10 protein-coding genes are annotated in these 14516 nt (G+C 39.2%); all 10 read right to left on the minus strand.

Features of this window, described 5'->3' with window-relative positions; all coding sequences use genetic code 11:
• Nucleotides 1–149 precede the first annotated feature (149 nt).
• The 10 genes from NSQ41_RS12540 to gltB all read right to left on the minus strand — a co-directional run bounded on the left by NSQ41_RS12540 (nt 150) and on the right by gltB (nt 14446).
• Nucleotides 150–413 (minus strand): hypothetical protein, encoded by a 264-nt coding sequence (locus NSQ41_RS12540; protein WP_339210036.1) that lies wholly within the window; start codon nt 411–413, stop codon nt 150–152.
• Between the two features lie 104 nt (nt 414–517).
• The gene (locus NSQ41_RS12545; RefSeq protein ID WP_003353586.1) at nt 518–1630 is read right to left on the minus strand and encodes an RNA-guided endonuclease TnpB family protein; all 1113 of its coding nucleotides are present in this window, start codon (nt 1628–1630) and stop codon (nt 518–520) included.
• A gap of 11 nt (nt 1631–1641) precedes the next feature.
• Entirely contained in the window at nt 1642–2040 is a 399-nt protein-coding gene (tnpA, locus tag NSQ41_RS12550; RefSeq protein WP_094245197.1) for an IS200/IS605 family transposase, read from the minus strand.
• Between the two features lie 52 nt (nt 2041–2092).
• The gene (locus NSQ41_RS12555) at nt 2093–2605 is read right to left on the minus strand and encodes an ATP-binding cassette domain-containing protein (protein WP_339210038.1); all 513 of its coding nucleotides are present in this window, start codon (nt 2603–2605) and stop codon (nt 2093–2095) included.
• A gap of 297 nt (nt 2606–2902) precedes the next feature.
• Entirely contained in the window at nt 2903–4405 is a 1503-nt protein-coding gene (locus NSQ41_RS12560; protein ID WP_094246182.1) for a hypothetical protein, read from the minus strand.
• 161 nt (nt 4406–4566) lie between these two features.
• Nucleotides 4567–5118 (minus strand): hypothetical protein, encoded by a 552-nt coding sequence (locus NSQ41_RS12565; protein WP_094246183.1) that lies wholly within the window; start codon nt 5116–5118, stop codon nt 4567–4569.
• 228 nt (nt 5119–5346) lie between these two features.
• Nucleotides 5347–6759, minus strand: a complete 1413-nt coding sequence (gndA, locus tag NSQ41_RS12570) for an NADP-dependent phosphogluconate dehydrogenase (protein WP_063388147.1) — start codon at nt 6757–6759, stop codon at nt 5347–5349.
• A 110-nt stretch (nt 6760–6869) separates the two neighbouring features.
• Complete coding sequence (locus NSQ41_RS12575) at nt 6870–8093, minus strand: DNA polymerase IV (protein ID WP_242009269.1); 1224 nt, start codon at nt 8091–8093, stop codon at nt 6870–6872.
• Between the two features lie 266 nt (nt 8094–8359).
• Complete coding sequence (locus NSQ41_RS12580) at nt 8360–9841, minus strand: glutamate synthase subunit beta (protein ID WP_144596811.1); 1482 nt, start codon at nt 9839–9841, stop codon at nt 8360–8362.
• 45 nt (nt 9842–9886) lie between these two features.
• Nucleotides 9887–14446, minus strand: coding sequence for a glutamate synthase large subunit (gltB, locus tag NSQ41_RS12585; RefSeq protein WP_063388145.1), 4560 nt, complete (start codon nt 14444–14446; stop codon nt 9887–9889).
• Nucleotides 14447–14516: the final 70 nt, after the last annotated feature.

The following is a 14516-nucleotide window of genomic DNA, read 5'->3' on the forward strand; positions in this document are numbered from 1 at the left end:
AGGCTCCCAATAAAAGGATCAATGAGATCTTTCTGGAGAATGATAAATCGGTGATTTTTTCGGTCTTGACAATAATTGATGTTTTAAGCACGACAGCATAATTAACGGCATCGATTTTGAAATGGCTGAAGCATCTAGCAAAAATATTATTATATTTGATTTAACACATAATCTTCCAATTCGCTTTCGCTGTATTGATTGGCAACTTGATGAATTTTCCCGTTTTTCAGCAATAATATTTCATCGGCCAATTTATGGGCGATCGGGATCATATGCGTGGAAAGAAGAACAATATTTCCCCTTCTGGCATAAGAAACGAGCTTCTTATAAGTTTCAGCAATGTTAATCGGGTCTAAAGATACTAGCGGCTCATCCAACAGCAATACCTTCGGTTTTAGTGAACTACCCTCCACTTACCACCCTTGCGGGTCGCTTGAAGTGGGGGCTTCTCGGGTAATCCTATCTAACGATAAGAAATTGACCGAGCTTACCCTCTCGTTCCGAAAGTTATTATTCTTTATGCTAATATGCGTAATCCTTCATTTTTGATATTGATTGCTGAATTGTGATCACGATCTAATACAAAACCGCAAGAACATTCATATACACGTTTAGATAATGGCATTTCTTTTTCCTTGCCACAACAAGAACATTTCTTAGTAGAAGGGAACCACTTATCGATTTTTACAAGTTGTTTCCCTTGTTCTTTTAGCTTGTATTCTAAGAAAGTAGTGAACATACCCCAGCCATTATCATGAACACTTTTTCCAAAATTGAGGGCTTGAGACATTCCTTTCATGTCTAAGTCCTCAATGATAACTGCGTCATAGGTTGATGCTAATTCTTTTGATTTATGGTGAAGAAAATTCTTGCGTTGATTGGCAATTTTCTCTTGTAACTTTGCTACTTTCAAACGTTGTTTTTCCCAACGTGCAGAACCTTTTTTTCTGCGAGAAAGAATTCGTTGTGCTTTTGCCAGTTTGTCTAATGCTTGTCGATAGTACCGTGGGTAATTGGCTTTCTCACCCTGTTCACTCTCGACATATAGACCGTCCATAGCAAAATCTAAGCCAACTACTTTTTGAATCTTTACTGACTGAATATCTTTCTCGTATTCTGTCAAAATCGAAATATAATATTTACCTGTCTTTGTTTTAGAAATAGTACAAGATTTGATTTTATAATCAGCAGGTATTTCTCTATGTCGGTTCATTTTCATTGGCTTTTTGATTTTTGGTAGTTTGATATGACCATTTTCTAGCTTAATATTGCCGTTGACCATATTGGTTGTGTAAGATTGTTTATTTTTCTTGCTTTTGAATTTAGGAAACTCCGCACGACCTTCAAAAAAGTTCTTATAAGCATTTTGCAAATTGATCTGTGCGTTTGCTAAAGCTAAAGAATCCACTTCTTTTAGGAATGGAAATTCATCTTTGTATTTCGCTGGTGTCGGGAATGCTTGTTGTTTAAGCGTTTCTTTATCGTTTTTGAATTTCTCATACGTTTCCTTACGTTCTTCCAGCATCTTATTGTAGACAAAGCGAACACAACCAAATGTTTTGGCTAATTGGATTTTCTGTTCTTTATTCGGATACAAACGAAATTTGAAGGCTTTGTTTTGTTTGGCCATATCAAATCACCTCACTTCTGACCTTGATTTTCAATGTATTTTTTTATGACTTCTATTGGTGCACCGCCTGTTGTAAGCAGGCAAAAGCTTCTTGACCAAAACATCTCTTTCCATAGTCTTTTTCGGATATGAGGAAAGTTTTTCTTTATCAGTCGAGAACTTGCACTCTTATAAGTATTGATGAACTTCGATAATTCAGAATTAGGATGTGCTTTGAATAGGATGTGGATATGATCCTTATCATGATTCCACTCTGTCAAAGTAATGTTGTATTTTTTTCCGATCTCAATGAACATATCTTTTGCAAAATCAGATATTTCATCGGTGAACACTTCTCTGCGATACTTTACAACTAATACAAGATGATAATGTAATAGGAACACTGAATGATTATTACTATCCAATTTCATTGATATATCAATCCTTTTTTATATATAAGACTGATTATATCAAAACCTTTGGCTAAAGCCAACCGAAATTCATCTCCCACCTACTCATTGGGCTACGCCCTGCACATTCCTTGAGGATGGGAGACTTCTTTCGGAAATCCGTTAAAAAAGCAACGGCTAAAGCCAGCTGGTGCTTCATTCCATGCGAATAATTGATGACCAGTTCGTGGATAAACGACTGAATTCCTTGTTCTTCACAAAACCTTTCCAATTCATCTTTCGACATATTCAAATGATAGATTTTTTGAATAAAATCTAAGTTGTCAAAGCCAGATAAAAAATCTAGAAAAATTGGCTTCTCTGAAACATAATGAACAAGCTCATTAAGCTTTTTGTTATCTTTTATTATAATCGTGCCGGAATCATAAGCTAGAATGCCGGACAAAATTTTCATCAATGTCGTTTTTCCCGCACCATTCCTCCCTAATAGACAATAGATATTATTTGGTTCTAATGTAAATTGAACTCCTTTTAATATTTCCATTTTCGCCAGATACGACTTTTTTAAATCCGCAACTTGAATCATCTTTTTCAACCCTAACTTATGTTAATTTTTAACATTTCCCTCTATATTTAAAGAGGAGACAACATAATCCCATTGTTGATTCTTAATTGAAGCTGACTGCAAGCCAACGCGACCGCTGTCTTCCCAGCCTATATAAAATGAAGCGAAATGTTGATAAGCTGTCCATGACCGATCGCTGTTGAAAAAGCAGCAAAAATTAGCATAGTGAATAATGTGACAAAAATGGTGCGTTTTATTAATAAATTTTCGTAGAAGCCGATTGTTTAGGTAAATTCCAAGCACGCCATCATTCAAAAATCAATGAAATCGCTCATAAAAGAAGCCTCTTATTCGATCGATTTTATGAAAAATTAAAAATAAAATTGTACAAACACAAATGAGACTTAGCATTTCTCCTAAAAATAAATTGTTTAAACCTATTAGACGCAGCAAGGATTTTATAGCAGCAACGAAGGCAAAAAAGAGAACGATTAAAATCCCGCCTAATTTTTCAAACGCTTTTTCGTCAATAAAATATTTTTCAAATTGATAAATAAACGTACAATAAATGATTAGACTGGAAAATATAAAGGCAAATCCTAATAAAATAAAGGATAATGCTGCCAGATCAGCAGATATCAACTTCGCAGAAATTAGTAAAATCACCACAATGAAGTATTGAACCCATAAAATATACGAAAACATAACAGACGTTTGAATGATCGAAAGTTTATGTCTTTTACAAAGCAAAATGATATTCGAATGATTATGATTCATGAATAGTGAAATAAATAGAAAAACTGTAAAAAGGGATATATCATTCACCTTTATAGGAAGAGATTCGACAAATAGAAACAGCAGAACAGTTAATGTATACGTCACGAAAAAATGGCTGTTGATGATCCCGTTTGATCTTATATAATTGAAAAAAATATATAATGACTTCTTTTTAGGCAAATGGTATTTAGAAAAAGATCGGATTATTTGCTTTTCAATGAATAAATAATCGCAGGCTTTATGAAAGAAAAACAAGCAAATTCCTATTAAAACAATGCCCAGCCAAAACAGCCATCCATGTATTCTCAACTCATATAAATTGACTTCGGTAGGGACAAATTTTATTACAAAATCCGCAAAATCTCCGTGAATAAAATAACGAACGGCAGAACCAACAAAAAATTCAAGATCTTCTTTTTTTCCATTGATGAATAAACAGAGAAGCAAATAAATGAAAGAAATAATGAACCGATTGCTTCCAAAGGGGTAGCTTCGCTTGAACACAAATAATAAAAATTTTATAAATGCCAGCACAAACCCATAGAAGAACAAAAATGAAAAGATTTGCAGAAGAAAAACAAAGCCTGCATAGGAGTTGTAATATGTCTGTACGATAAAAAAAGGCAATGACACGAGCAAAAGAAACAGCCATATTAAAAAGAAGCCTAAAAATTCATTAGTGATGATCAATTTCTTCTTTATGTCTGCTGAAAATCTGCTTTCAATTGCAAAATTGCGAATTTCATCGCTAACACCGCTTCCAGCCTGAATTATACACAGCTGCAAAATATATAAGATAATCAATAAATTCAATGTTTTTATGGGCAAGGAAATATGGTGAAACAAGATTTGGAATAAGACCGCAAGTACAAACCAGAATATATAAGCAGCCAAACATACAAAAACAGCATATCTTTTCAGTATTTGAAGGATCGGATTAAAAATATTAGACTTCAATCCAATTCCATCGCTTAAATAAAAAAGCCTGTTTATAAATACTTTGATGATTTTATTCGTTAATAAATAGCATAATTTTAAATACATGTCTTATCATACTCGCTTACACAAGTTTAGATCGGTTTTCTCGTGAATAAGGATGAATCATGTGATATTTTAAGAGTACTAAATTTTAAAAGCCGCTTTTAGTGCACCCTTTATAATAAACTGCATAACTTCATCCTGATGCCATATTAGAAAAGATCACGTCACATAATGTATTCTTCATCAAATACGTAACCTCCTAAAAATGTAAAAGCCAAATAGACGAATAAAGAAAAAATGGTGAAAAGGAGCGGCTTTTTCCAGCTTAAATTCGCCATTCTTTTCAATAGAATAAAAAGAGCAAAAAGACCTGAGAGTAAAAACGGATTGGCTACAATGAAAAAAATATTCGAAGTATCTCGGAACATAAACAATTGCCAAATAATCGATAGCGCTAAAAAAGAAGTGAAAATAAGATAAACTCTATAAAATAAAGAAAATTGTAAAGGAATTCTAAATAGAAATTTTACGAAAAAATGAGTAATGGAAGCTCCTACAAATAATTGCATTATGACTGATAATATAATAAACACGAGGACAATTCCGAAAATTGCATAAGCCGGCGCCCCTTCTTTTTTCAGCATGATTGGAATATTTTCCGCCTCTGAGCCCATCGATATATAGATGGACAGAATGATCGAAATGAACGACAATGTAAAAGCAATAAAAAACAATACATAGCTGGAAAATTTATTATCCTTTATCCATTGGATCATTTTTTATCACTCATCTCGCTTTTTAGCAAATGAATTATAAGTCTAGTTTTATATCTTAATGGAATATATAACCTTTATTTGAATTTATAGTAATTTATGTTGAAATTTTTATCAAGAAAAATTTTGTATTTTTCTTTTTCAAAATGAAAAATAGCAGAACGGTGCTCACGAGAAAGGAAAATCATGGCGAAATGAAAAAGCATCGGTTAAAACCGATGCTTTTTATCGTTATTTATTCAGCCAATCTGTATGGAAGATGCCTTCTTTGTCAACACGCTGATACGTATGAGCGCCGAAATAATCGCGCTGTGCTTGAATTAAGTTTGCCGGCAATGTTTCAGTGCGGTAGCTGTCATAATAAGCAAGAGCGGCAGAGAAGCACGGCACTGGAATTCCTCTTTCGATGGCAATCGCAATAACTTGTCGTAAAGCTCCCTGATAGCTTTCAACAATTTCTTTAAAATAAGGGTCCAACAGTAGGTTTGGAAGATCAGGGTCGCGATCGTAAGCGTCTTTGATTTTTTGCAAAAACGCTGCGCGGATGATGCAGCCGCCGCGGAAGATCATGGCAATATCGCCGTATTTTAAATTCCAATTATATTCTTCGCTTGCTGCTTTCATTTGCGCAAACCCTTGAGCATAAGAACAAATTTTACTCATGTACAGCGCTTTTCGAACGGCTTCAATGAGTTCTTCCTTGCTTCCTTCATAAGGCCGTACATTCGGTCCGCTCAACAGTTTGCTTGCTTTAACACGCTCTTCCTTCATGGCGGAAATAAAACGGGCAAATACTGATTCAGTAATGATCGGAAGAGGGATTCCTAAATCGAGCGCGTCTTGGCTTGTCCATTTTCCTGTTCCTTTTTGCCCGGCGGTGTCAAGAATGACATCGACAAGCGGTTTTCCTGTTTCTTCATCGATTTTTGTGAAAATATCTGCTGTAATTTCAATTAAATAGCTGTCGAGCTCTCCTTTATTCCATTCAGCAAACACTTCATGAAGCTCTTGAGCATTTAACCCAAGAACATGTTTTAAAATGAAGTAAGCTTCGGAAATTAATTGCATATCTCCGTATTCAATGCCGTTATGCACCATTTTTACGTAATGTCCTGCTCCATCTGGACCAATGTAGGTGGTGCACGGCTCACCATTTACCTTAGCGGCGATCGCTTCAAAAATTGGACGCACAAGCTCATGAGCCTCTTTTTGTCCTCCCGGCATGATGGAAGGGCCTTTTAAAGCTCCTTCTTCCCCGCCGGAAACCCCTGTGCCAATAAAATGGATGCCGCGTTCAGCGAGCTGTTTGCTGCGGCGTTGAGTATCTTTATAATATGTATTTCCGCCGTCAATTAAAATATCTCCTTCATCGAGATATGGAAGAAGCTGTTCAATAGTTGCATCAGTCGCAGCACCCGCTTTAACCATTAGTAAAATTTTTCGAGGCTTTTCAAGAGAATTGACAAATTCCTCTATACTATACGTTCCGACGATTTTTTTTCCTGCTGCTTCTTTTAGCATTTCGTCTGTTTTTTCTGAAGAACGGTTGTAGACAGAAACGCTGTAGCCTCTGCTTTCAATATTCAATGCTAAATTTTTTCCCATTACTGCTAATCCGATAACACCTATTTGCTGTTTTGACATATGAATACGTCCCTTTCTATTTCGAATAACTATTCTACAGAACTGAAAATACCATAATTAATAGATTGTTTTCAAGTCAAAGCCATATACAAAGTACAAGTTTAAAAAACTTATTTAAAGAAAAAATCTTTCCCGAAGCTCGAGCCGAAAGAATCAATCTCTTTATGCATGCTCAATCCTTTTTTGATAATTCCTTCTCCATATTTTTCAGACAATTTTTCTATCGCCTGATGGAGCGGTTCATTTTTCGCTTCTTCTTCAAAAGTAAATAGATCAAGCTGTTTAAAAGCATTTTTTTTGTGCATCACATCCTGCCCTGTTATGCCGAGCAGGCGCACAGGCTCGTTTTTCCACAGCTTTTGAAAAACAATCAAAGCATGCTGGAAAATTGTTCTTTCATCATCGGTTGGGTTTTCTAATTTCATACTTTTTGTTACAGTCGTCCGGTCTTTATAGCGAAGCATCACTGCAACTTTTGTCGCTACCGCCTCTTTTTTCTTCAATCGGAGACTTACCGATTTCGCCAAACTTTTTAGGGCATTCTTTAACTCTTCTTCATTTGTTTCATCTTCGGGCAGCGTCATCTGATTTCCGACGCTTTTAAAATCATAAACGGACGATGGATCAACCGGGCGATGGTCAATGCCGTTTGCTTTTTCTTTTAACCTTAATCCATTAATACCAATTATTTTTTCTAGTTGAACGTCGTTTCCTCTTGCAAGGTCACCGATTGTCCGAATTCCGATCTTCTTTAATTTTTCAGCTGTTTTCGCCCCTACGCCATGCATCTCTTCTACATCAAGAGGCCACAATTTCTCTTTAATATCCCTCTTCCTTAAAACCGTTATGCCTAAAGGCTTTTTCATATCAGAAGCTGTTTTAGCCAAAAATTTATTCGGGGCAATTCCGATGCTGGACGGCAGCTCCAACTCATCAAGAAGCCGCTGTTGAATTTCTTTTGCCAGATCGAGCGGATGTCTTGCGACGTCTGTGACATCCATATATCCTTCGTCTATAGAAACCGGCTCTACAATCGGTGTGTATGAACATAAAATCGCAAACATTGCTTTCGATGCTTTTCGATAACGATCAAAACGGGGCTTTTTGACAATTAAATTCGGGCAAAGCTTCTTTGCCTCCCATACTGGCATGGTCGTCTTTACCCCAAACGCTCTAGCTTCATAGCTGCAAGTCACAACAATTCCTTTCCTCTCCTCCGGGTTGCCGGCTATCGCAAGCGGCAGCCCTTTTAACGACGGATCAAAGGCAGCCTCAACAGATGCGTAAAAACTATTCATATCAATATGCAAAATAACGCGGCTCATACACATCACCCAATATCATTGTACCATACATAAATAAAAGAGGCTCCCTTGTTCTTTTGAATGGGCGGACAGAGCTGAATGAAGCTGGCATTTCTTGCTGCCTGCTATGCAAATGCTTTAAAAATAAAGGAAAGGGGGTGTCTAATAAGTCGTTTTTACGGCTTATTGACACCCCCATTAATGTTTTAGAAACGTTGATATATCGGTGTTTATGATTTTTTATTTTCAATGGCGATTGGACTTTCTAGACAGCCCCGGGATTTCAAAATATAATTTTAAGGTAAATTCGTCGCTCCCATTAAGAAGCGATCCACTTCCCTTGCGGCACCTCTTCCCTCATGAATCGCCCAGACAATCAAGCTCTGTCCTCTTCTTGCGTCACCTGCGGCAAATACGCCTTCTACATTTGTTGTAAATTTGCCGTACGGAGCGTTCACTTTCCTGTTTACCGTTTCAACGCCAAATTGCTTCAGAACAGGCTGTTCCGGCCCTTCAAAGCCGATTGCGATAAAGACTAAATCGCACGGCCATACTTTTTCTGTGCCGGGTATTTCTTTAAACACCGCATTGCCGTTTTCATCAAATGATTTTTCCATTTGAATCGTATGCAATTCTTTTACATTGCCATTTTCATCGCCGACAATTTTCTTTGTTTGGATGCAAAATTGACGAGGATCCTGTCCGAATTTGCTTTTGGCTTCCTCATATGCATAATCTAACGTAAAGACCAGCGGAGCTTGAGGCCATGGATTGCCTTCCGCCCGCTCCTTCGGCAAGGCTGGATGTTTACCAAATTGCACAACGCTTTTACACTTTTGCCGCAATGCTGTCGCTACACAGTCAGCACCTGTATCACCGCCGCCAATGACGATGACATGCTTATCTTTTGCATCAATAAACTTTTTGTCTGCAAAATTAGAATTGAGCAGGCTTTTCGTCGTTTCTGTTAAATAATCCATCGCAAAGTGCACGCCGTTTAATTCTCTTCCTTCAATCACAAGATCACGCTGCTTTTGCGCTCCTGTGCATAAAACAACAGCATCATATTGGGAGCGAAGCTCATCAGCGGTGATGTCTTTGCCTACTTCCGTATTAGTTATAAACGTAATTCCTTCTTCTTCTAAAAGACGCACTCTTCTTTCAACAATTTCCTTCTCAAGCTTCATATTCGGAATACCGTACATTAATAACCCGCCGATTCGATCAGCCCGCTCATAAACCGTAACGGAATGTCCCGCTTGGTTCAATTGATCCGCACATGCCAGACCGGCAGGACCTGACCCAACAATAGCGACTTTTTTACCTGTGCGCTTTTCAGGAATTCTCGGCTGAACCCATCCTTCGTCAAAGCCCTTATCGATTATTGCGCGCTCGATGCCTTTAATGGCAACAGCAGGATCTGAAATCGCAACCGTACAAGATCCTTCACACGGTGCAGGGCAAACCCTTCCGGTAAATTCAGGAAAATTATTTGTTTTTAAAAGACGGTCCAGCGCTTCCTTCCATTTACCTCTATAAACAAGATCATTCCATTCAGGGATTAAATTATGAATCGGACAACCTGATGTTAAGCCGTTAATCTCCATTCCCATATGACAGAAAGGAGTCCCGCAGTCCATGCAGCGGGCACCTTGTCTGGCAAGTGTTTCATTTGAAAACGGGAATGAATATTCCTTCCAATCATCAAGGCGGGAAAGCGGATCACGTTTTTTCTCTTCTTCTCGTACATACTCCATAAAACCTGTTGCTTTTCCCACGAGTCTCCCCCTCCTTTTCATCCATTCACTAGGTGTGCAATGAGGTTAATTTGCAACAGCCTGTAAAGCGAATGGTTCACCGGCGGTTGTTTTCTCATTCGCAACCGCTTCAAATGCTGCAAGTACAGCTTCTTCTTTCGTAAGACCTGAATTTTCCATTTTTTCAATCGTGCTGATCATTAGTTTGTAGTTTCTAGGTATCACTTTAATAAATCTTCCGACATACTCTTCCCAATGATCTAATATATGCCGGGCCTTTGGACTTTCTGTATATTGGAAATGCTTCGAAATCATGTCATATACAGTGCGGATTTCTTCTTCATCTTCAAGAGATTCAAATAACACTAATTCCTTATTGGCTGTTCGTTTGAATTTCTCCTGATCATCCGCCAATACGTAAGCAATGCCTCCGGACATACCAGCTGCAAAGTTTTTGCCGACAGATCCGAGAATGACAACACGTCCTCCGGTCATATATTCACAACCGTGATCGCCGACACCTTCAACAACAGCATTCACACCGCTGTTTCTTACACAAAATCTTTCGCCGGCTCGCCCTTGAATATATGCTTCACCGCTCGTTGCACCGTAGAACGCCACATTTCCAATAATGACATTGTCACTTGATGCAAAAGATGCTTCTTTCGGGTGACGGACAATTACTTTTCCGCCGGATAAGCCTTTTCCAATGTAATCATTGGCGTCGCCAGTAAGCGTCATCGTCATTCCTTTCGGTACAAACGCTGCAAAGCTTTGACCTGCTGAGCCGTAGAAATGAAGATTGATCGTATCTTCCGGCAGCCCCTCTTCGCCATATTGTTTTGCAATTTCGCTGCCTGTAATGGTTCCAACGACGCGGTTCACATTTTTAATGTTCAAATGGAGTTCAACTTTTTCTTTCCGTTTAATTGCCTCTTCAACTTTCGGCAATACTTCGTTCACGTCTAATGACTGGTCGATTTTATGGTTTTGCGGACGTGCAAATGTTCGCGGACCCTCCACTTGATAAAGCAAGCGGGATAGGTCAAGATGCTTTGCTTTCCAATGTTTTTTTGCACGGTCGCTAACCTTCAATACATCTACTCTTCCAACCATTTCATCAATAGTTCGGAATCCGAGGCTTGCCATGATTTCGCGAACTTCCTGCGCGATGAAATACATGAAATTAACAACATGCTCTGGCTTGCCCATAAATTTTTCACGAAGTTCAGGATTTTGCGTTGCCACTCCGACTGGACATGTATCAAGATGACATACACGCATCATGACACATCCTAGAACGACTAGAGGAGCGGTTGCAAAACCAAATTCTTCTGCCCCGAACAATGCCGCCATCACAACATCACGGCCTGTCATCAGCTTGCCGTCTGTTTCAAGAACGACTCGGTCACGCAATCCGTTGAGCATAAGCGTTTGATGTGTTTCACTAAGGCCGAGCTCCCACGGAAGTCCGGCATGCTTAATGCTCGTCTTTGGAGATGCCCCGGTACCGCCGTCATAGCCGCTGATTGTAATAACGTCCGCTGCACCTTTCGCAACTCCAGCAGCAATCGTTCCTACTCCAGCTTTTGAAACAAGCTTGACGCTGATTCGGGCATCTCTATTCGCGTTTTTCAAATCATGAATAAGCTGCGCCAAGTCTTCAATTGAATAAATGTCATGGTGCGGAGGCGGTGAAATCAATTCCACACCCGGTGTAGAGCCGCGAACTTTTCCGATCCAAGGATACACCTTTTTGCTTGGCAGCTGTCCGCCCTCACCTGGCTTTGCTCCTTGAGCCATTTTAATTTGCAGCTCGTCAGCATTGACTAAATAATGGATTTTCACGCCGAAGCGGCCGGAAGCTACTTGTTTTATGGCACTTCGCTTCAAATCTCCATTTTCATCTGGAACATAGCGGTTCGGATCTTCTCCACCTTCACCGCTGTTGCTTTTTCCACCGATGCGGTTCATCGCAACCGCCAATGCTTCATGCGCTTCCTTGCTTAAGGAACCGAAGGACATTGCTCCTGTTTTAAAGCGGCGTACGATCGATTCCACCGGCTCAACTTCTTCAATAGGAATCGGTTTTCTAGATTCATTGAATTCAAACAAGTTGCGCAAAAACGTCACTTGCTCTTCATTGGCCATCTTCGAGTATTCTTTAAATAACTTATAATCGTTTTTCCGGCATGCCCATTGCAGCGTATGGATCGTTTTCGGATTGAATGCATGGTGTTCTCCGTTTCTTCTCCATTGAAATTCACTGCCTGGATCGAGCGTTTCATCTCGATAAGTTGTTTTAAATCCTTGAGCATGACGCATTTTCGCTTCTTTTTCAATTTCTTTTAATCCGATTCCGCCAATTTGCGAGGCTGTTCCAGTGAAGTATTCCTCGATGACTTCTTCTCCAATGCCGACCGCTTCAAAAATTTGGGCTCCGCGGTAGCTTTGAATCGTAGAAATTCCCATTTTTGACATGACTTTGACGACCCCGTCTGTCACCGCTTTTTTAAATCTTTTTACTGCTTCTTTATATGAATATGGAATCGTTCCCTTTTGAACAGCATTTCGCACTGTTTCTAAAGCTAAATAAGGATTGACCGCATCTACACCATATCCTATTAGAGCCGCAAAATGGTGCACTTCTCTCGCTTCTCCGCATTCAACAATAATGCTTGCTTTCGTGCGGGTTCCTTTTTTCACCATATATTGATGCAGAGCGCTTCCGGCAAGCAGTGCTGGAATTGCTGCATATTCTTCGTTTACTCCGCGATCTGATAAAACTAGAAGTGTAGCGCCGTTTTCCACCGCTTCATCTGCAGCTTGAAAGAGCTGATCCAATGCATTTTTCAAATCATCTTTAAACAAAGCCGGCAAAGTGACGCATTTAAATTCAGGATACGGATTATTTTTCAAAGCAGCGAGTTCTTCATTCGAAAGAATTGGAGATTCTAAGCGAATGCGTCGTGCTGCTGATGGATCAGGATCGAGAATATTTCCTTCTTTTCCTAACAGTGTCATCGTAGAAGTGACGATCGATTCACGAATCGCATCAATCGGAGGATTCGTTACTTGGGCAAACAATTGTTTAAAATAATTAAACAAGCTTTGCGGGCGATCTGACAGCACTGCAAGAGGAGTATCATTTCCCATTGCGCCGATCGGATCTTTTCCATCGATCACCATTGCTGCAATTGTTTTTTCAACATCTTCATACGTATAACCAAACGCTTTTTGGAGTTTGGTTAGATCGTCAACCTTTTCAACATCTTCAGGAACATTGATGTCGAAAATAGAAATCATCTGATCATTGATCCACTGGCGATACGGTTTTTCTTTGGCGATTTCTTCTTTGATTTCCTGATCAGAAATGATTCTTCCTTCTTCCAAGTCAATCAACAGCATTTTTCCTGGACTCAGCCGGTCTTTATAAAGCACATTTTCCGGTTCAACATCAATCACACCGACTTCTGATGAGAAAATAATGTAATCATCTTTCGTCACATAGTAGCGGGCTGGTCTAAGTCCATTGCGGTCCAAAATAGCTCCGATCTGCTTTCCGTCTGTAAACGAGATGGCCGTTGGACCGTCCCACGGCTCCATAAAACAGCTGTGAAACTCATAAAATGCTTTCTTATCATCATCCATTTCATCATCCCAAAACCATGGTTCAGGAATAAGCATCATCGCCGCATGCGCCAGCTTTTTCCCTGCCAACACAAAAAATTCAAAAGCGTTGTCTAAAATGGATGAATCGCTTCCGTTCATATCTAAAATAGGTGTGATTTTTGTCAAATCATCCCCGAAAACGTCTGAAACAAACAGCTTTTCCCTTGCAGCCATCCAATTCACATTGCCGCGCAATGTGTTGATCTCGCCATTATGGATTAAATATCTGTTTGGATGCGCTCTTTCCCAGCTTGGGAACGTATTGGTGCTGAATCGGGAGTGGACTAGAGCAAAAGCTGATTGAAATCTCTCGTCCTGCAAGTCTACATAAAATTCATCTAATTGTTCAGGCGTCAAGAGACCTTTATAAACAATTGTCCGGCTTGATAAACTTGCAAAATAAAATTCATTATTTTGAACAAGACGTTCTGCTTGTTTCCGAATAACATACAGCTTTCTCTCAAAAGTAAGCTCGTCTTGAATATCATCGCTCGCCCCAATAAATACTTGTCTGATGAAAGGTTTGCTCTCTTTTGCAAGCCAACCGATCTTTTCAGAATTTACCGGCACAGTTCTCCAACCTAATAATATTTGTCCTTCTTTTTCAATGATTTTGTTGATTTCTGTTTCATAATGTATCCGATCATGTTCACGACTCGGCAAAAAGACCATTCCGACTCCATATCGTCCTTTTTCTGGAAGATTCATTCGTCCGCAAGCAACTTTAAAATAATTGTGCGGAATTTGAACCATAATGCCTGCACCGTCTCCAGTTTTCGGATCGCTTCCTTGTCCGCCGCGGTGCTCCAATTGACAAAGCATGTGAAGGCCTTTTTTGACAATATCATGAGAAGGTTTCCCCTTCAGATGAGCATATAAACCGATCCCACATGCATCATGTTCAAATTCAGGACGATAGAGACCTTGTGCCTTTGGTAATCCTATCTGTTTCATCTCTTCTCCCCCATTCTCATGCCGATAAGTCTGTATGTATAATTGTAGTTTTCAAAAATAATATTAACAA

It is taken from the genome of Aeribacillus sp. FSL K6-8210, assembly GCF_037963925.1.
In the GTDB taxonomy this organism is placed as follows: Bacteria; Bacillota; Bacilli; order Bacillales; family Aeribacillaceae; genus Aeribacillus; species Aeribacillus composti.

What these genes read in the sequence shown, in the direction of transcription:
- gltB (WP_063388145.1), bottom strand. Translation starts at nt 14,446, where the DNA reads ATGAAACAGATAGGATTACCAAAGGCACAAGGTCTCTATCGTCCTGAA.
- gndA (WP_063388147.1), bottom strand. Translation starts at nt 6,759, where the DNA reads ATGTCAAAACAGCAAATAGGTGTTATCGGATTAGCAGTAATGGGAAAA.
- NSQ41_RS12565 (WP_094246183.1), bottom strand. Translation starts at nt 5,118, where the DNA reads ATGATCCAATGGATAAAGGATAATAAATTTTCCAGCTATGTATTGTTT.
- NSQ41_RS12560 (WP_094246182.1), bottom strand. Translation starts at nt 4,405, where the DNA reads ATGTATTTAAAATTATGCTATTTATTAACGAATAAAATCATCAAAGTA.
- NSQ41_RS12555 (WP_339210038.1), bottom strand. Translation starts at nt 2,605, where the DNA reads ATGATTCAAGTTGCGGATTTAAAAAAGTCGTATCTGGCGAAAATGGAA.
- NSQ41_RS12545 (WP_003353586.1), bottom strand. Translation starts at nt 1,630, where the DNA reads ATGGCCAAACAAAACAAAGCCTTCAAATTTCGTTTGTATCCGAATAAA.
- tnpA (WP_094245197.1), bottom strand. Translation starts at nt 2,040, where the DNA reads ATGAAATTGGATAGTAATAATCATTCAGTGTTCCTATTACATTATCAT.